18 protein-coding genes are annotated in these 16,439 nt (G+C 70.5%); 9 read left to right on the plus strand and 9 right to left on the minus strand.

Annotation, left to right across the window (positions count from 1 at the left end):
- Nucleotides 1-22: 22 nt before the first annotated feature.
- Complete coding sequence (locus ACFCVM_RS18230; protein WP_375838149.1) at nt 23-817, plus strand: DUF4239 domain-containing protein; 795 nt, start codon at nt 23-25, stop codon at nt 815-817.
- Nucleotides 818-853: 36 nt separating this feature from the next.
- Here ACFCVM_RS18230 and ACFCVM_RS18235 read toward each other — a convergent pair whose 3' ends face one another.
- The gene (locus ACFCVM_RS18235; protein WP_375838150.1) at nt 854-1,249 is read right to left on the minus strand and encodes a hypothetical protein; all 396 of its coding nucleotides are present in this window, start codon (nt 1,247-1,249) and stop codon (nt 854-856) included.
- A gap of 178 nt (nt 1,250-1,427) precedes the next feature.
- On the opposite strand from ACFCVM_RS18235, the gene ACFCVM_RS18240 reads away from it, so the two are divergent.
- Nucleotides 1,428-1,886 (plus strand): nitroreductase/quinone reductase family protein, encoded by a 459-nt coding sequence (locus ACFCVM_RS18240; protein ID WP_375838151.1) that lies wholly within the window; start codon nt 1,428-1,430, stop codon nt 1,884-1,886.
- A gap of 48 nt (nt 1,887-1,934) precedes the next feature.
- On the opposite strand, the gene ACFCVM_RS18245 is transcribed toward ACFCVM_RS18240, so the two are convergent.
- Together ACFCVM_RS18245 and ACFCVM_RS18250 are read right to left on the minus strand one after the other, a co-directional pair.
- Nucleotides 1,935-2,813 (minus strand): alpha/beta fold hydrolase, encoded by an 879-nt coding sequence (locus ACFCVM_RS18245; protein ID WP_375838152.1) that lies wholly within the window; start codon nt 2,811-2,813, stop codon nt 1,935-1,937.
- Nucleotides 2,810-4,012: a M24 family metallopeptidase gene (locus tag ACFCVM_RS18250; protein WP_375838153.1), complete on the minus strand. Its 1,203-nt coding sequence runs from the start codon at nt 4,010-4,012 to the stop codon at nt 2,810-2,812. Before ACFCVM_RS18250 ends, ACFCVM_RS18245 begins: the two co-directional genes overlap by 4 nt.
- A 162-nt stretch (nt 4,013-4,174) precedes the next feature.
- Here ACFCVM_RS18250 and ACFCVM_RS18255 point away from each other — a divergent pair, with 162 nt between their 5' ends.
- From ACFCVM_RS18255 to ACFCVM_RS18265, 3 genes are all read left to right on the plus strand, one after another.
- Nucleotides 4,175-5,659, plus strand: coding sequence for an oligopeptide:H+ symporter (locus ACFCVM_RS18255; RefSeq protein ID WP_375838154.1), 1,485 nt, complete (start codon nt 4,175-4,177; stop codon nt 5,657-5,659).
- On the plus strand, nt 5,659-6,897 hold the full coding sequence (locus ACFCVM_RS18260) for an amidohydrolase family protein (protein WP_375838155.1): 1,239 nt from the start codon (nt 5,659-5,661) through the stop codon (nt 6,895-6,897). The genes ACFCVM_RS18255 and ACFCVM_RS18260 overlap by 1 nt, the downstream gene beginning before the upstream one ends.
- A 65-nt stretch (nt 6,898-6,962) precedes the next feature.
- Nucleotides 6,963-8,159: a PucR family transcriptional regulator gene (locus ACFCVM_RS18265; RefSeq protein WP_375838156.1), complete on the plus strand. Its 1,197-nt coding sequence runs from the start codon at nt 6,963-6,965 to the stop codon at nt 8,157-8,159.
- A gap of 47 nt (nt 8,160-8,206) precedes the next feature.
- Here ACFCVM_RS18265 and ACFCVM_RS18270 read toward each other — a convergent pair whose 3' ends face one another.
- Nucleotides 8,207-9,139 carry an EamA family transporter gene (locus ACFCVM_RS18270; RefSeq protein WP_375838157.1) on the minus strand — a complete coding sequence of 311 codons (933 nt, stop codon included), beginning with the start codon at nt 9,137-9,139 and terminating at the stop codon, nt 8,207-8,209.
- 72 nt (nt 9,140-9,211) lie between these two features.
- Between ACFCVM_RS18270 and ACFCVM_RS18275 the strand changes: the two genes are divergently transcribed.
- Complete coding sequence (locus ACFCVM_RS18275) at nt 9,212-10,156, plus strand: LysR family transcriptional regulator (protein WP_375838158.1); 945 nt, start codon at nt 9,212-9,214, stop codon at nt 10,154-10,156.
- Here the strand turns inward: ACFCVM_RS18275 and ACFCVM_RS18280 are convergent.
- The 3 genes from ACFCVM_RS18280 to ACFCVM_RS18290 form a co-directional block, all read right to left on the minus strand.
- Nucleotides 10,134-10,526 (minus strand): hypothetical protein, encoded by a 393-nt coding sequence (locus ACFCVM_RS18280; protein ID WP_375838159.1) that lies wholly within the window; start codon nt 10,524-10,526, stop codon nt 10,134-10,136. The two genes, ACFCVM_RS18275 and ACFCVM_RS18280, sit on opposite strands and share 23 nt — an antisense overlap.
- 74 nt (nt 10,527-10,600) lie before the next feature.
- Nucleotides 10,601-11,182 carry an HAD-IA family hydrolase gene (locus ACFCVM_RS18285; protein ID WP_375838160.1) on the minus strand — a complete coding sequence of 194 codons (582 nt, stop codon included), beginning with the start codon at nt 11,180-11,182 and terminating at the stop codon, nt 10,601-10,603.
- 11 nt (nt 11,183-11,193) lie between these two features.
- Nucleotides 11,194-11,784, minus strand: a complete 591-nt coding sequence (locus tag ACFCVM_RS18290; protein WP_375838161.1) for a hypothetical protein — start codon at nt 11,782-11,784, stop codon at nt 11,194-11,196.
- 173 nt (nt 11,785-11,957) lie between these two features.
- Here ACFCVM_RS18290 and ACFCVM_RS18295 point away from each other — a divergent pair, with 173 nt between their 5' ends.
- The 3 genes from ACFCVM_RS18295 (at nt 11,958) to ACFCVM_RS18305 (ending at nt 14,207) form a co-directional block, all read left to right on the plus strand.
- A complete protein-coding gene (locus tag ACFCVM_RS18295; protein ID WP_375838162.1) occupies nt 11,958-12,548 on the plus strand; it encodes a hypothetical protein in 591 nt (196 codons plus the stop codon).
- Between the two features lie 181 nt (nt 12,549-12,729).
- Entirely contained in the window at nt 12,730-13,335 is a 606-nt protein-coding gene (locus tag ACFCVM_RS18300; protein WP_375838163.1) for a carboxymuconolactone decarboxylase family protein, read from the plus strand.
- On the plus strand, nt 13,332-14,207 hold the full coding sequence (locus ACFCVM_RS18305) for an RNA polymerase sigma-70 factor (protein WP_375838164.1): 876 nt from the start codon (nt 13,332-13,334) through the stop codon (nt 14,205-14,207). The genes ACFCVM_RS18300 and ACFCVM_RS18305 overlap by 4 nt, the downstream gene beginning before the upstream one ends.
- A 27-nt stretch (nt 14,208-14,234) precedes the next feature.
- Here the strand turns inward: ACFCVM_RS18305 and ACFCVM_RS18310 are convergent, their stop codons facing one another.
- Nucleotides 14,235-15,566 (minus strand): low temperature requirement protein A, encoded by a 1,332-nt coding sequence (locus ACFCVM_RS18310; protein WP_375838165.1) that lies wholly within the window; start codon nt 15,564-15,566, stop codon nt 14,235-14,237.
- 58 nt (nt 15,567-15,624) lie between these two features.
- A complete protein-coding gene (locus ACFCVM_RS18315; protein WP_375838166.1) occupies nt 15,625-16,416 on the minus strand; it encodes an aminoglycoside adenylyltransferase domain-containing protein in 792 nt (263 codons plus the stop codon).
- Nucleotides 16,417-16,439 lie beyond the last annotated feature (23 nt).

The following is a 16,439-nucleotide window of genomic DNA, read 5'->3' on the forward strand; positions in this document are numbered from 1 at the left end:
CACGGGGGGTGGGGGAGCGCGCATGGTGGACTGGTTCTACGAAACGAGCATCCTGATCACGCTGCCGCTGTTCGTCGGCGGGTTCGTGGTGCTCTCCTGCGTGACCGTGGTCGCGCTGCGGCCGGTCGTGAACCGGCTCGTGACCGACCCGAAGGAGTGGGACCGCGCACTCGCCCACGTCATCGGCACTTTCGGCGTCTTCTTCGGCATCCTGCTCGCGCTCGTCGCGGTCTCGGTCTACGAGAACTTCGCCACCACTCGCGAGGCCACGATCGAGGAGGCCGGTCGCGTCGGCGCGCTCTATCGTGCGACGACCGGATTGCCCGACGACCAGGGCGATGAGATGCGGCAGGTGCTCGACGCGTACATGCACGCGGTGATCGAGGTCGACTTCCCGGATCAGGCGGCGGGGGACCTCCCCGGAGCCAGCGACATCCAGGTCGACGAGTTCGAGCGGCTGCTGCACACCGTCGAGGCCGAGACTCGTGGCGATCAGGCGGAGTTCGAGCAGGCGCTCGCCACCTTCGACGACTTCATCGAGTCGCGGCGAGCCAGGATCGATGCCACCGCCCTCGCCCTACCGCCGCTCTTCTGGGTCGTCATCTGGGTCGGGGCCGCCGTCAACGCGGTGCTGATCGCGTTCATCCACGTGACGAACCGGGGCCTGCACCTGCTCATGGCGGGCCTGCTCGCGCTGTTCATCGGCCTCGTCATCTTCGTCACGGCCGATACCGACCATCCGTTCGCCGGGGCGATCTCGATCGGGCCCGGCGCCTACGAGCGAGTGCTCGAGCAGATCATCGACGCGCGACCGTAGCGCAGCACCCGCGCAGGGGCTCAGTCTGCCCGGTCGCTACATCATCGTCTGCAGCAGCTGTGTCGCCCGCTGATTGTCACTGGTCGCGAGCACGACGCGGTTCCTGGAGGCGACGTAGACGAGCGAGATGTTGATGCCGGCGTCGGCGAGCGCGCGTGCCATGCCGCCGAACACGCCCGGCGTGTCCAGGTCGGGATCGGGCAGCGCCGGGCTGACGATGACGTCGGTCACGGCGTCGACCGTGATGCTGACACTCGCGAGCGCCGCCGTGGCCCCCGCGACGTCTTCGACGAGGAGGTGGACGGCGCCCCTGCCGCCCTCCATGATCGCGCAGAGGCCCTCGATGTTCACGCCCGCTCTGCCGAGCGCCTCGCCGAGTCGAGCCCCCTCGCCGGGCTGGTCCTCGAGAGTGACCAAGAGATCTTTCGCCATGACAGCCCCTCCTTCTGGATGCCTCAGGTCTACGCCCGTGCGCGCTGCGCGTCAACGGTGCCGGGCACGGAGCATCCGCATGCCGACCACCCATCCGTGCCGCCTGAATTTCCGGGGTCGCGAGCGCTTGATCGCGGGATGATTGAGGTAGGCATCGCACCTCAGGGAGGCGAACGTCATGGCATTCGACACTCGCAACGGAACCCGCGGAGCCCGTCAGCCCGGACGCAACCGCTTGGAGCGCTGGGCCAACCTGCGGATGGCCCAGCGGCTGCGGCGCAAGGGCGACCGCAGCGGCAACAAGCTCGTGCTCGTGACAGTCGGCAAGAGGACCGGCGACGAGCGGATGACCCCGGTGCGCTGGTTTCCCGAGGGCGGCGCCTTCAGGCTCATCGTGGCCTCGGCGAACGGCGCGGCCCGCAATCCCTCGTGGTACTACAACGTCGCGGCCCACCCCGACCGGGTGCGCATCGAGTACGCCGGAAAGCGCATCGAGGTCACTGCCGAGCAGTTGCATGGCGCAGAGCGCGATGCCGCGTGGCAGAAGATCACCGCCCAGGCGCCGGGGTTCGCGAGGTACGAGCGCATCACCGACCGGGAGATCCCGGTCATTCGGCTGACCCCGCGCCGGGGCTGACGGCAGCGAGAACTCCGCCGGCGCGAGTTCGACCGCCAGCGCCAGCGGTCACCTCTGCATTTCGGCGGCCATGACGCACCAGCGCAGCAGGTCGATCTCGTGATCGCGCATCCAGTGCCCGCCCAGCGGCACGACCTGCAGTTCGGCACTCGGAATGAGATCGAGCCAGGCTCGCCCGTGGGCGACGGGCACCAGCACGTCGGCGTCGCCGTAGACGAGCCGAGTCGGCGCCCGGACGTCGGTCGCGTCGAACACCCAGTCGCGCGCGAACAGTGCCAGATCGTCTTCGACCCAGCCGTCGACGCCGTGCACGCCCCATTCCGTCGCCTCGACCGCCTCCTCGTGCTGCACGTCGGTTCGGCTCAGCACCTCGCGGTCGCTCTCTGGCAGGCGGTCGAGCCACTCTTCGAGGGCCTCGGTGCCTTCGCCGAGCGACTGCAGGTGCTGTCGGAGTGCAATGGCGCCTCGACGTGCGGCCGCGATCTCGGCGACGGTCTCGGCGAGCATCCCGGTCGCGCCGTCGAAGCCGAGCCCCGCCGGTCCGAGGCCCACGTCGACGCCGAGCGCGGTGACGCGGTCTGGCAGCAGTGCTGCCGTCGCGACGGCATGCGGGCCGCCGCCCGAGGTGCCGATCACCGCGAATCGTTCGACACCGCAGGCGTCGGCCATCAGGCGACTCCACTCCGCGGCATCCGCGACCGTACGCCCTGGCACGGACGGCGAGCCGCCGTATCCCGGGCGATCGTACGAGCACAGGCGGACGCGGGCGTTCGCCGGCCCGTTCCAGCCGCCGGGCACGGCGATCGAGCTGCTCGGCGTTCCGTGATGGAACACGACGAGCGGTCCGTCGGGGTCGCCCCACTCGCGCACGCGAATCGACCCGCTCGCGGTGGGCAGGTCGAACTGCCGCGTCCACGGGGCGCTCATGCGAACTCCAGCACGTCGCGCGGCAGCGAGGAGAGGAAGCGGGGGCCGGATGCCTCGAACACGACGGTGTCGACGAGGATCAACGACGTCCACGACTCGAAGTTCGTGACGAGCCCGGCCTCGATGACGTCGTCGCGATCGTCGTCCATCGACCACGCGAACTCGCCGACCCAGTCGGTCGGTGCGACCGAGAGGCCGAGCTCGTACCCGCCGACGCCGCCCTCGGCCCCCGGCTCGATCCCGGCCTCGACGAAGTAGCGGCGCAGCGCGGTGAGGAGTCCCCGCCAGGATGCCCCGACCGCGCCGTGCTCGGCGACCACGTCGTACGCTCCCGCGGCGATCGCGATCTGCCGACGGCTCTCGTCGGAGACGCTGCCGAACATGAGGGGCCGAGTCGCGCGGGCGTGGTAGCCGTCGACCGCCGACGCCATGTCGGGGTGCACCACCGGCCCCGAGCCGAGCCGCGTGTGCCCGCTCAGCCGGTGCAGCGCCGAGACCGATGATCCGGCCGCGACGGTCTCGTGCAGCACGGCGGGCTCGCCGCCCGCCCGGACCATGCCGAGCGAGTAGAGGCCCCAGGCCTCGAGCTCGGTCGTCTCGGGGGTGGCGTCGGCGAGGATGGCGAGGATGCCGGCATCGCACGCGGCCTGAGCGCGTTCGATCTTCACGAGCTCGGCGGGGCTCTTCAGCCGTCGGATGCCGCGGAACGGCAGGGTGACGTCGACGATGCGGCATCCGATGCCCTCGAGCATCGCGTCGACGACGTCGGCGACGGCAGGGCTCGGAATGCAGCTCCAGCGCTCGAGGCCGACGCGGCCGCCCTTCCACGGCCGGAGCTGCTCGGCGAGGAACGTCACGTAGTCGTCGAGCGAAGCCTCGTGCGTCTCGCTCGACGTCGGCAGGGTGCGCACGTCGTCGAGCACCGTGGAGGTGCGGGCGAGCTCCTCGTGGTAGCCCGCGTCGATGATGAAGGGACGCCCCTCCTCGACGTGCACGACGATGCACTGCGCCGGCGGCATCGTCGTCGAGGTGTGCTGCCGGTACCAACGGCTGCGATAGCCCGTGAGCCAGGCCATCGTGTCGGGTGCGGTGAGGATGGCGAAGTCGACGTCGGCGTCGGACATGGCGCGGCGCATGCGGCGGAGCCGATCGTCGTATTCTGCACGGGAGAAGGGGAGGTCGGTGGCGTCGTTGGTCACCCGACCATCGTGACCGCGCGGCGGCGGTGGCGCATGCGACATCCGTCGCAGATTGCGGCGTGAACTTCCACGGATGTCGAAACCCCTCGGCGGTCACGATCGGATTGACTCTCGGCAACCCCTGATGCCGCCCCCGCGGCCCGATGCTCCAATGGAGGCGCAATGACCGTCAGCAGCCCGCCGGCAGCCCCACCGACGCAGCGAACGTTCTTCGGACTGCCGCGCACCATGTACCCGGTCGCGGGCTTCGCCGCGTTCGATGCGCTGGCGTTCTACGGCATGCAGACGATCCTCGTCTACTACGTGTACTTCGCCGTCGCAGAGGGCGGCCTCGCACTGTCGACCGACGTCGCGATCGCGATCGTTTCGACGTACAGCGCCGCGACGTTCCTCGCGACGATCTTCATGGGTTGGCTGGCCGACAACGTGCTCGGCGCCGGCCGGGGCCTGCGCTGGGGTGCGGTGCTCGCGCTCGCCGGATACCTCGTGCTCGCCGCCGTGCCCGGCGAGGTCGGTCTCGCGACCGGGCTCATCGCCATCGCGTTCGGTGCGGCCTCGATGTGGGTCAGCGAGGGCGCCGTGCTCGGCGGCACGCTCAACGCGCACGAGTCGAAGCGCGAGTCGGGCTTCACCGTGTACTACCTCGGCAGTGCGGGCGGCGCCCTCGTCGGCATCACCCTCACGGGCGTGCTGCAGTCGGAGGTCGGGTTCCGCCTCGGGTTCCTCGCCTCGGCGGTCGCGATCCTCGTCGGCCTGCTCGTGTACCTGCCCTTCCGCCGCTCGACCGAGGCGACCGCGCCGGTCGTGCACGGCCACGGCGTGAAGGGCTGGGCGCTCGCCTGGCCGATCCTCGCAGTCGCCCTCGGGGTCGCGGCGATCATCGGCACGGTCGCGGCCGGGTCGAACCCGTCGACGATCGTCGGACTCGGCGCGCTCGTGCTGGCCGCCGCCATGTTCGTGAAGCTCTTCACACGGAGCGACCTCGACCGCGAGCACAAGCGGCGGGTGCTGCACTACCTGCCGTTCTTCGGCGCGACCGCCGTGTTCGCGATGCTCTACCAGCAGCTCTACACGACGGTCGCGATCCACTCGGAGGCGAGCACCGACCGCGTCGTCTTCGGTGTCGAACTGCCGCCGTCGACCGTGCTCGGCATCGCCCCGCTCTGCACGATCATCGTCGCGCCGATCCTCGCGACGCTCTGGGGTGCACTCGGCGACCGCCAGCCGTCGCTCGCGGTCAAGTTCGCCGTCGCCTTCGGCGGCTGCGCGATCGCAATGGGATGGCTCGCCGCCGCCTCGGGCACGGGCGAGCTCACGCCGATCATCGTGCTCGTCGTCATCGTGTTCGTGTTCGGCGCCTCGGATGTGGTGGTATCGCCGTCGGGCCTGTCGCTCGCGAGCGCGGTCGCGCCCGCCGGCTTCGAGACGCGCATGCTCTCGCTGCACTACCTGGGCGCCGCGATCGGCATCGCCGCGGCGGGCGTCGCGGGTGAGGGCTTCTCGCCCGGCGAGAACGAGACCGCCTACTTCGCCGCCTTCGCCGTGGTCGGCGCGGTCGTGGCGGTCGCGATGATCTTCGTGCGGTTCGCGTTCGGCAAGCGGCTGATCGCGACCGACGGAGCGACCGACGGCGTGGAGGTGCTGTGATGACCACCGCGACGAACCAACCTCGTGTCGTCCGCGCCGGCGCCGTCGCCGACGTGCTCACCGGCGAGGTCCTCGCCGACCACGCGATCGTGCTCGACGGCGAGCGCATCGCCGCGGTCGAGCCCTGGTCGGCCTCGCGGCACGGCAGCGACGACGACGTGCTCGACCTGCGCGACCACCTCGTCGCGCCCGGACTCATCGACCTGCACACCCACCTCGTCGGCGAACTCGAGCGCGGCAGCTACATCCCGTACCTCACGGGTTCGCCCGCCCGAGACGCCCTGCTCGGCGTGCGCAACGCACGAGCCACGCTGCGCGCCGGCTTCACGACGGTGCGCGACGTCGGCAGCTTCCGCGCCTTCGTCGACTGCGACCTGCGCGACGCGATCGACGCCGGCATCTGCGAGGGCCCGCGCATGGTGTGCGCCGGCGCCTACGTGACCTGCTCGTCGGGCGGTGGCGAGATCACCGACCTCGCGGTCGACATCGAGCTGCCGCGCTCGTTCCGCTTCGGCGTGGCCGACTCGGTCGACGAGGTTCGGTCGGCGGTGCGCCGCATCGCGCACCGCGGGGCCGACGTGATCAAGGTCATCGCGACCGGCGCCGTCTACGCTGCGGGCACCGTGCCCGGCGCGCCCGAGTACACCGAGGTCGAGCTGCGGGCCTGCGTCGACGAGGCCGCCCTCTACGGGCTCCACGTCGCCGCGCACGCGCACGGCGAAGAGGGCGCGCTCCGGGCCATCCGTGCGGGCGCCCGCACCATCGAGCACGGCACCATGCTCGGCGAGGCCGCGATGTCGGCCATGCTCGAGCACGGCACTTACTACGTGCCGACCACCTACCTGCTGCAATGGGACGACGCGCACGGCGACCTCGACGGGTACCCGGCGGGCGTGCGCGAGAAGACCGCGCTCGTGGGCGAGTCGGCGCGTGCCGCCGTGCGGCTCGCGATCGAGGCGGGCGTGCGCATCGCGTACGGCACCGACGCGATCGTCTTCCCCCACGGGCTCAACGCCGGGCAGCTGCCCGAGTTCGTCGAGTTCGGCATGACGCCGATGCAGGCGCTGCAGTCCGCGACATCCGTGGCGGCCGAGTGCCTCGGACGGTCTGCGGATGTCGGTGCCCTCGCGCCCGGCCGCTACGCCGACCTCGTCGCCGTACCCGGCGCGCACCTCGACGACGTGCACCGCTTCACCGAGGTGGCGGCTGTGGTGAAGGGCGGAGCGCTCGTCGTGTGACGGCGGCGGGCGATGCGCTCGGCATAGGATCGGAGGCGTCCCGCCGGTCAGGTAGCGGAGGCCCGATGTTCGACACCGTGCAAGAGACCGTCGATCGGCTCGCGATGGCGCTGAGCCGTTCGGTGGTGCTCGAAGACGCCGAGTTCGTGCTGCTCGCGAGCAGCGCGCACTTCGACGACGTCGATCCGGCCCGGCTGCACACCCTGACCGCGCGCCGCCCGAGCGAAGCGCTCGCTGCCGAGCTGCGTGCCCGTCGCCTGCACGCGCAGCTCGTGCCGCGCGTGCTCGCGGTCGATGCGGCGTTGGGTCTCGAGCACCCGCGCCTCGCGATCACGTTGCGTTCGCGGTACGGCGTGCTGGGCTTCCTCTGGATCACGCTGACCGAACCGCTGACGCCGAGCGAGGCATCCGTGATCGCAGAGACCGTCGAGACGCTGCGCTCGCTGCTGGTCAACGTCTCGCAGTCGATCGAGGCGGTCAACGCCGAGGTCGAGTCCGAGATGCTCGGGCTCCTCACTCCCGACGCGCCGAGCCGTCGCCGCGCGGCGACCGAGCTCGTCGACCTCGGCATGTACACGCGCTCGCGCCGGTTCGTGGCACTCTGCCTGTCGCTCGGCGCGGAGTGGGCGCCGTGGGGCGGGCCACCGCCGCGCGAGGTGATCTCGCACGTGCTGCTGCGCTCGATCACGACGCCGATGATCGACGCCTACAGCTTCGTGCCGAGCATGCCCGACACGTTCATCCTGATCGGGTTCCGCAACGAGCCGACGCCCGAGGCCATCGACAGCATGGTCGCGGCGATCGTGCGAGAGACGGATGCCGCGGACGTGCACGAGCCGCTCGCCGCCGTCATCGGCATCGGCGCGCCGGTCGGCGAACTCGCCGCCGCGTGGGAGTCGTACGAGCAGGCCCTCGTGGCGGTGCGCGTCGCTCGATCGCGCGGGCGCCGGTCGGCCTCGTGGACGGCCGACCCGATCGCGGCATCCGTCGCCACGCTGCTCGCCGAGGAGCCGCCGCCGCACCTCCTTCCCGAGCCGTTGCGCCGCCTCGCCGAGGCCGCGCCCGAGACGCTCGAGCTCTTCGAGGCGTACGTCGCGCACGGCGAACGCATCGCCGAGGTGGCGGAGCAGCTCGGCGTGCACCGGGCGACCGTGCACTATCGGCTCAAGCGTGCGGCCGCGTCGATCGGCATCGACATCGATGCGGAGGACGCGCGCTTCGTCATCGGCGCGTGGCTGCGGCAGCGATGGCTGCGGGGCTAACGGCCGACGCTCCTCTGAGGGGCAGGCGTCGCTACGCGGCCGGGCGCTCAGCCGGTGGACGTCGAGACCGGCGCGGGTGCGGATGCCGCGGGGTCCGCGGAGTCCGCACGGCGCCGTGTCGGAGCATTCGCGATGAAGACGCCGCCGACGAGCACGAGTCCGCCGACGGTCTCCCACAGGTTCGGGACCTGGCCGAGCAGCAGGGCAGCGGATGCCATCGCCACGACGGGCGCGAGCAGCACCCACGGCACGACTGATGCGGAGCGGTTCCGTGCGAGCAGCGCGTTGAAGATCGCATAGCCGACGAGGGTGCAGAGACCCGCCGTGTAGAGCGTCGACACGATCGGACGCCAGCCGAACGCCCCGATGCCGGCGGCGATCGCCTCCGGCCCCTCGATCATCGCCGACAGGGCGATGGCCGGAAGCGGCACGACGAGCGACGACCACACCGTGAGCGAGAGGGCGCCAAAGCGCTTCGCGGGGGCGACCGGGCCGGCTCGGCGCGAGATGACGTTGCCGATCGCCCACGAGAGTGCGGCGAGCAGGCACAGCACGACCGCGAGTGCCGGCGCGTCGCCGCCGCGGCCGAGTGCCACGACGCCGAGTCCGACCGTGCCGATCAGCACGCCGATCGTCTGCATGCGGTTCGGGCGCTCGCGGAGGGCGAGCGCCGCCACCACGACCGTCAGCACGACCTGCGCCTGCAGCAGCAGGGCCGCGATGCCGGGTTGCAGCCCGAGCGCGATCGACGTGTACAGCAGGGCGAACTGGCCGAGGCACATGAAGAGCCCGATGCCGACGACGGTCTTCCAGCTCGCGAGCGGGCGGGGCACGACGACCACCGCGAGCGCGACGACGGCGAAGCGCACGGCGACGAAGAACAGCGGCGGGATGCCGGCCATGCCCCAGTCGATCACGACGAAGTTGAACCCCCAGAGCGTCGCCACGAGGGCGGCCAGCAGCATGTCGCGTCTCGTCATGATCACATCTCACCCCGTGGCATCCGGAAACACCAGCGATCATTTCTGCGCATGATTCGGTAGCATCGCTGCATGATCGATCTCGAAGCCGTGGTCGCGCTGCGTTCCGTGGCCACGAACGGAAGCGTCGCGGCGGCGGCCGATGCCCTCGGCTTCACGCCATCGGCGGTGTCGCAGCAGATCAAGCGACTCGAACGCGACACTCGCGTCGCGCTGCTCGAACGGGCGGGCCGCGGTGTCGTGCTGACGGATGCCGGGCGTCAACTCGTCACCTCGTCGGCGACCGTGCTCGCCGACCTCGAGCGCATCGAGGCCGACCTGCATCTCTCCGGCGGCGCGGGCGACCCCGAGCGCCGGGTCACGGGGGAAGTGCGCATCGGGGCGTTCTCGACGGCGGTGCGCGGCATCCTCACCGACGTGCTCGCGCGCCTCCGCGCCGAGCATCCCGAGCTGCGGGTGCCGCTCCGCGAGAGCGAGCCGTGGGAGACCATCGCGCTCGTCGCATCGGGGCAGCGCGATCTCGGCATCGTGCACCGATGGGGCGGGGTGGCCCTCGCGATGCCCGACCACCTGGTTGAGACGCCATTGTTCACGGATGTCGCCGACGTCGTGCTGCGACGGGAGCACCCGCTCGCCGGCCGCACCGAGCTGACCCCCGTCGACCTCGCCGATGAGGAGTGGATCGCGACCTTCGACTCGACGATCTGCCGTCAGTGGCTACGGCGACTGTTCGACGGCGTCTCGAACGCGCCGCGCATCGTGCACGAGTCGATGGAGTTCGAGAACCATCTCGAGCTCGTGCGCGCGGGCCTCGGGGTGGCGCTCGTGCCGCGCATGGGGCGGCCGCCGCTGCATCCCGATCTCGTGGCGATCCCGACCGTGCGCCCGGCGTCGATCCGCGCCATCGCGGCGGTGCACCGCCGCAGCCAGGCCGACTCGCCCGCCCTGCAGGCCGTGCTCGACGCGGTGCGCGCCGTCGTGGCCGGCCGCGACGTCAGCGAGACACGCGTGCGCTGACGACGCGCATCGACTCGCCCTCATCGCGCACGACGCAGCGGAGGTCGGCTGACCGCACGTGACCCGAGTCGTCGGAGGAGGCGACGGAGCCCGACACGCGCTGCGCGCCGTCGGCGTCGGTGACCCGCAACGAGCTGCCGATGTCGATGTCGGAGTGTCCGCGCGCCTCGAGCTTGGCCTCGATCGCCGAACGGCACATGGACTCGACGGTCGCCGGTGGCTGCGCGCCGGCCGCCGCGACGCCGACGATGAGGGCGACTGCGCCTCCTACGGCGACGACGGCCACTGTGACGCGCGCCCAGAGCGGGACTCGCGCGCGTCGACTCGATTGGGTTTCGGGCGCGCTGTCGGCGCCGGATTCTGATGTCATGCCGGCACGGTAGGACACCGTCGGCACCGCGGCATCCGTGCGCTCCACGGATTCTTCGTCAGTGCTGTCGAGGACTATCGAACCCCGACACCTGCGGCTCGGAGCTGGTCGCGAAGGCCGTCGACGCCATCGAACACGTGGGTGCGCATCGAGAGACGGTCGGCGCCGACGAGTTTCGAGGCGGTGTCGTCGGCGAAGAACACCTCTGCGCCGGTCACGCCGAGGGCATCGAGCACATGCTCGAACGCGCGAACATCGGGCTTCACGAAGCCGATGTCGGCGGAATTGAAGATCGCATCGAACCGGTCGGCGATGCCGAGCGCAGCGATCTCGGCCGGGATGGTGTCGGTGCCGTTGGTGAGCACCGCCGTCGTGAGGCCCATGCTGCGGAGCTCATCGGACAGATCCAGCATCGCCTCATCGACGACCGAGGGTTGAACGCCCCACTCCTCGGCGGCCGGTGCGCTTCCGGCTGAAGCGCTGACCTGACGCACCCATTCGGCTCGCGTGATGCGCCCGGTCGTGACCTCCTCGATCAGCGGCGTCGCGAAGGCGACGCCGGCGATCGTGCCGGCAGCGAGCCCATGCCTGCGTTCGATGTCGGCCAGGTGACCCGGGTCGAAGTGTCGGATGACGCCGTCGAGATCGAAGAGCACGACGCGAATCATCAGGCGGGGTCGATCCGCAGCACGGTCGCCGATTCCCCGATCGTGAGATCGTCGACGACGCGAAGGCCGCGCGCGAGGTCGTCGACGGCTCCGATGACGGTGCCGAACCGCTCGCGATCGCTGCACACGGCCGTCACGCTCACGAAGTGCGAGCCGAGGTCCCAGGTGTACGTGGCGAACGGCGGGCGACCGCCCTCGGGCAGCGGCATCGCGAGCTTCTCACCGACGCCGAGGTAGTTGCCGCGGAACTCCTCGGTGTCGTCGTACTCGATCGGCATCGATGCCCGCGCCATCCGCAGTTGGGGTGTCGCCTCCTGCACCTGCGCCATCACGACGAGCAGCTCGGGCTCCGCCTTCCAGACCCAGACGAGCACGCGCCCGGCCGCCTTGCGCATCAGGAACGGAACGGCCTGGCTCATCGCCCATGCGCTGAAGCCGCTGCCGGCACCGGTCGGTGCGGCGCCCGGCCCCCTGGCCTGCGAGAGCAGCATCGCGATCGCCGCCTTGCGGTGGCGGCGGCCGCGGAATCCGAGGGAGTCCGTGATGGGCACCCACTTGGAGAGGTCGGGCTCTGCGTGAAGTCGGGGCACGCTTCCAGCCTACGAGGCGCGGCTGACCCGCATGTCCTTCCCGCTGAGGTGTTGGACGGGCGGGTGTAGTCGCGCGAGGCGAGCGCTTTCGCGAAATCGGTATGCCAGTTCCCCCTCATCGACGCTGCGCTGTCTCGTGACTCGACGGAGCCGCGCGCCCGTACACTCATCGCATGCGTCAGCGGTTGAAGGGCTCCGGCAACGGCGCCCGGTGGTTGGGCGTTCCGACGATCTCACTGCTGGTCGGGTCGGCTCTCGTCGGCCTCTTCGTTCCGAATCCGTCGTATGTGCAGACGGGTGGCGACCGGGTGATGCTGCCCTTCGTCATCGCCGGTACTGCGATCGGGCTCTTCCTCCTGCTCCGCCTGCCGCTGATCGGTGTCTGGTTCGGTCCGAACGACATGCGAGTGCGGAGCTGGTTCACGACGAAGACGGTTCTGGTCGATGGCGATATCCGCTGCACTCCGCAGACCTGGAGCAGCTGGATCAACGACTGGAACGCCGACCGCAGCGGAAACCTGTTGAACGTCCTCGCGCTCACCTGGACGGATGCGGCAGGCCGACGCCGCGCTGCGGTCTACTACGGCACGCTCGCCCATTGGCGCACGACCCGTGCGCAAGCGGCGATCATCGAGGAGTTCGCAGCGGCCGCGCGCGCGAATCCGTCGTGGTCCGTCGCCCGGGCCTTCGCCCGTGGGCCCGAGCGGGAGGCGACGATCGAGCGTGTTCGGGTTCTCCCGCGCCGTGTGGTCGACGGCTTCTGAGCCGATCGCCGGGTGGTCGGGTACGGATGCCGCGGGCGGCGAAGCATCCGTCACGCCCTCGATCAGCTGCGCGCTGGGCCTCTCGCCACCCGGATGTCACAACCGCGCGACATCCGGTGTCTTCATGTCGACGGATCATCCGGGAACCAACCCGGGCCGTCGACGATCACAGGAGGACATGATGACCACCCAGACCCGAATCCCGCCGACCGAGCTCACCGGAGTCTTCGGAGCGGTCGTGAAGGTCGCCGCCCGCCGCATGATTGGCAGGGTGCCCGACTCGATGGGCGTGCTCGCGCACCACCCCGCCCTGATGCGGGCCTCGATGGGCATCGGCCGCAAGATCGATGCGCTCGATGAGCTCGACGAGAACCTCGCGAGCTACGCGGTGATGGCGACGGCGGCGTACATCGGCTGCAGCTGGTGCCTCGACTTCAACTACTACAAGACGCACAACGAGGGCCTCGACGAGGAGAAGGCGCGGCAGGTGCCGAACTGGCGCGAGGCATCCGTGTTCACACCCGTCGAGCGTCGGGTCATGGAGTACGCGGAGGCGATGAGCCAGACCCCGCCCGCCGTCACCGACGAGCAGTCGGCTGCGCTGCTCGACGCTCTCGGCCCGGCCGCACTCATCGAGCTCACCGCAAAGGTCGCGTTCATGAACATGAGCTCGCGCATGAACGTGGCGCTCGGCATCCATTCCGAGGGCTATGCGGATGCCTGTGAGATGCCGCCGCTCGCCACCCGGGTGAATGCCGCGGCCGGTGCCATAGGCTCGGCCTCATGACCGACGATCCGTTCGTCACCCACCGCGGCCTGCTCTTCACGGTCGCGTACGAGATGCTCGGCTCCGCAGCCGACGCCGAAGACGTGCTCCAGGAGTCGTGGCTGCGGTGGGATCAAGTCGACCGCAGCGAGGTGCGCGATTCGCGCGCCTACCTCGTGCGCATCGTGACAAGACAGGCCCTGAACCAACTGCGCACGATGTCGCGGCGGCGCGAGTCGTACGTGGGGGAGTGGCTGCCCGAGCCGCTGCTCACGAGTCCGGATGTCGCGGACGACGTCGAGCTGGCCGAGAGCGTCTCGATCGCGATGCTGACGGTGCTCGAGACGCTCGGCCCGACCGAGCGCGCGGTGTTCGTGCTGCGTGAGGTGTTCGACGTGCCGTACGACGAGATCGCGGCGGCCGTCGACAAGTCGCCGGCGGCCGTGCGGCAGATCGCCCACCGGGCGAAGGATCACGTCGCCGCCCGGCGCCCGCGAGTCACGGTCGACCGGGCCGAGCAGGAGGCGGTCGTCGCGAGGTTTCTCACCGCGGTCAACTCGGGCGACCTGCAAGGACTGATGGACGTGCTCGCACCCGATGTGGTCTCCGTCGCCGACGGCGGCGGACTCGTGCGCGGTGCCGCGCTCCGGCCGATCCACGGCGCCGACAAGATCGCCCGCTACCTGCTCGGCGGTCTCTCGAAACTCGCCGTGCCGTTCGAGGCGAGGCCGACGTGGGTGAACGGGCATCCGGCCATTCGCGGCGAGGTCGATGGCCAGCTCGCCGGTGCGATCTGCTTCGAGGTCGAGGGTGGCAAGATCACGCGGATCTTCTCGATCGCCAACCCCAACAAGCTCGGGCGGCTCGGCGAGGTGGCGCAGCTGGTGCGGTAGCGCGGGCGGCACATTCGTGGACCTGCCCTACGTGCGCCTCGCCTCGATCTCGGGCTCGAGCAGGTGCCGTTTCGCGGCGCGAAGCGTGTGCGAGTAGCCGACCAGCTCGTGGCCGACGACCTCGATGACGCAGGAGAGCGACACCAGCCCGATCACGGTGACGAGGGCGGTGAGGTCGCCGCCCGGCTCAAGGTCGATGGGATCCCCTGCATCCACGGAGGCGGCGATGACGACCGCGGCGACGAGCGGCACGAGATTGCAGAGGAAGAGCGGCACGTGGGTGAAGTCCATCGAGCGCATGAGCACGCTCCAGATCAGGAACACGAGGATGACCACGCAGGCCACGGGCACCGCGAGAGCGAGGGTGATCTGCAGCAGGCTGAGCTCCTGGTGTTCGACGCCCTCGGCGGCGACGTGCAGGCCGGCACCGACGGCGGCGATGGCACCGAACAAGGGCAGGTGCACGTAGCGCCAACCCCAGGTGCGTTCCGGCCATCGCAGCAGGATGGTCCTCGACGGGATGAGGTAGTACGCCCACCACAGCCCGGCGGCGATCACGAGCCCTGCCGCGACGATTGCGACGGCCGCGACCGACCATCCCTGCTCTCCGACCAGGGCGCCGACCGCCGCGACCGTTCCTGCGATGACCTCTCCGAGGGTGATCAGCGTCAGCAGGCCGAACCGCTCGGCGATGTGCCCGGCGTTCCAGGGCGCGCGCCCGTATCGGCGCTCGATGACCAGCGGGGCGATGAGTTCGGCGGTGGCCAAGACGACGAGGGCAGTGATGACCGCACCCGTCGGAATCCCGGGGATGGTCGTGAGCAGCCAGCCGACCTGCGCGACCGCGATCACGACCGCATAGGCAATGGATGTCCGGCGACGCGCCGGATCCTCGCGCGCCGCGCGCAACCACAGCGCGATCAGCGGCACCCGCATGACGATGTAGCCCGCCACGAGCAGCATGTTGTTCGGACTCGCTCCGTGTGCGGCATCCTCGAAGCTGACCGGCAGGCCGAAGATGAAGATCACGACCCCGACCATCTGCACGACGACCGCCACGCGCACCAGCGCATCGTCGTTGTCGTAGGCCGACGAGAACCACGTGAAGTTGAGCCACGCCCATGACACCCCGAAGATCGCGAAGAGGTACGCGCCGACGCCCGCTCCGACCTCGCCGATGAAGAGCGCGTGGGCGAGCTCGTCGGCCGCTGCCGCGAACGCGATGACATACGTGAGGTCGTAGAGCAGCTCGAGCGGGGTGACGGTGCGATGCGGGTCATCCGGGTTGCGGCCCGACATCGGTCGCAGTCGATGCCTGAGGTCGAGCTTGAGCCGGTCGGAGAGGCTGAGCGTCGTCATGGAGGCAATGATGCGCCCGGGCGCGGTGCGCGGTCGAGTGCGGATTCCCCCGATACCGCTACGCGATCGCGTCGGCCGCTGCGAGTTGCCGCGCCTGCGCCGCCAGTGCGTGGGAGAGCGCGGTGACCTCGTCGCCGAGGCCAGCCCAGTCGTCGGCCGCCTCGCCGAGGTAGCCGGCGCGTGCGCGCTCGAGGAGCGCCCGTTCGTTCGGCTCCAGCGTGGCCGCCACCGAAGCGGCGGCGACGTCTTTCGGCACGATCTCACACGTGCGGAGCGTCGTCACGATACGGGCGAAGGCGAGCAGCGTGTTCCGCTCATCGCCCTCGATCTCCTCGAGGATGTCGGGGATGGTCGCGAGCATGGCTTCGCGCAGCACGGCGGGAGGCACCGGGTCGACGGCTTCGGCGAGCGGGCGGCCGCGCAGCACCCGGTGCGCGGTCTGCGCCGTGGCGAGCAGGATGGGCACGTCGGGGTCGATGGTCGGCTCCAGCGTGTGGCCCCTTCGGATGTCGGCCCGCAGCCATTCGCCGAACTGGAAGTCGTGCACCGGGGGCTCCGGCCAGCGTCGGTTCTCGCCGACGACCACGCAGGTCAGTTCGAGCGGGCGCCCGCGGCTGCCATCCGACAGCGTGCGGGTGTGCGCCGACCCGCTCGAGGCGTCGAGCAGCACACGGGTGAGTGCCCCGCGCTCGCCGCGGGTGAGCGAGCGGCGCACCAAGACGAGCAGATCGATGTCGCTGTCGGGGCGGAGGCCGCCCGAGACGGCTGAGCCGTACAGGTAGACGCCGACGATCTCACCGGGGTCGGCCTCGTCGAGGTGGTCGAGCACGGGTGCGATCTGCTCGTCCATGCCGCCACGCTAGCAAGGTGAGC

Source organism: Agromyces sp. NPDC056389 (genome assembly GCF_042262385.1).
Classification (GTDB): Bacteria; Actinomycetota; Actinomycetes; order Actinomycetales; family Microbacteriaceae; genus Agromyces.

Coding starts and splice junctions, on each gene's coding strand:
- ACFCVM_RS18230 (WP_375838149.1), top strand. CDS start 23: ATGGTGGACTGGTTCTACGAAACGAGCATCCTGATCACGCTGCCGCTG.
- ACFCVM_RS18235 (WP_375838150.1), bottom strand. CDS start 1,249: ATGGCGAAAGATCTCTTGGTCACTCTCGAGGACCAGCCCGGCGAGGGG.
- ACFCVM_RS18240 (WP_375838151.1), top strand. CDS start 1,428: ATGGCATTCGACACTCGCAACGGAACCCGCGGAGCCCGTCAGCCCGGA.
- ACFCVM_RS18245 (WP_375838152.1), bottom strand. CDS start 2,813: ATGAGCGCCCCGTGGACGCGGCAGTTCGACCTGCCCACCGCGAGCGGG.
- ACFCVM_RS18255 (WP_375838154.1), top strand. CDS start 4,175: ATGACCGTCAGCAGCCCGCCGGCAGCCCCACCGACGCAGCGAACGTTC.
- ACFCVM_RS18260 (WP_375838155.1), top strand. CDS start 5,659: ATGACCACCGCGACGAACCAACCTCGTGTCGTCCGCGCCGGCGCCGTC.
- ACFCVM_RS18265 (WP_375838156.1), top strand. CDS start 6,963: ATGTTCGACACCGTGCAAGAGACCGTCGATCGGCTCGCGATGGCGCTG.
- ACFCVM_RS18270 (WP_375838157.1), bottom strand. CDS start 9,139: ATGACGAGACGCGACATGCTGCTGGCCGCCCTCGTGGCGACGCTCTGG.
- ACFCVM_RS18275 (WP_375838158.1), top strand. CDS start 9,212: ATGATCGATCTCGAAGCCGTGGTCGCGCTGCGTTCCGTGGCCACGAAC.
- ACFCVM_RS18280 (WP_375838159.1), bottom strand. CDS start 10,526: ATGACATCAGAATCCGGCGCCGACAGCGCGCCCGAAACCCAATCGAGT.
- ACFCVM_RS18295 (WP_375838162.1), top strand. CDS start 11,958: ATGCGTCAGCGGTTGAAGGGCTCCGGCAACGGCGCCCGGTGGTTGGGC.
- ACFCVM_RS18300 (WP_375838163.1), top strand. CDS start 12,730: ATGACCACCCAGACCCGAATCCCGCCGACCGAGCTCACCGGAGTCTTC.
- ACFCVM_RS18305 (WP_375838164.1), top strand. CDS start 13,332: ATGACCGACGATCCGTTCGTCACCCACCGCGGCCTGCTCTTCACGGTC.
- ACFCVM_RS18310 (WP_375838165.1), bottom strand. CDS start 15,566: ATGACGACGCTCAGCCTCTCCGACCGGCTCAAGCTCGACCTCAGGCAT.
- ACFCVM_RS18315 (WP_375838166.1), bottom strand. CDS start 16,416: ATGGACGAGCAGATCGCACCCGTGCTCGACCACCTCGACGAGGCCGAC.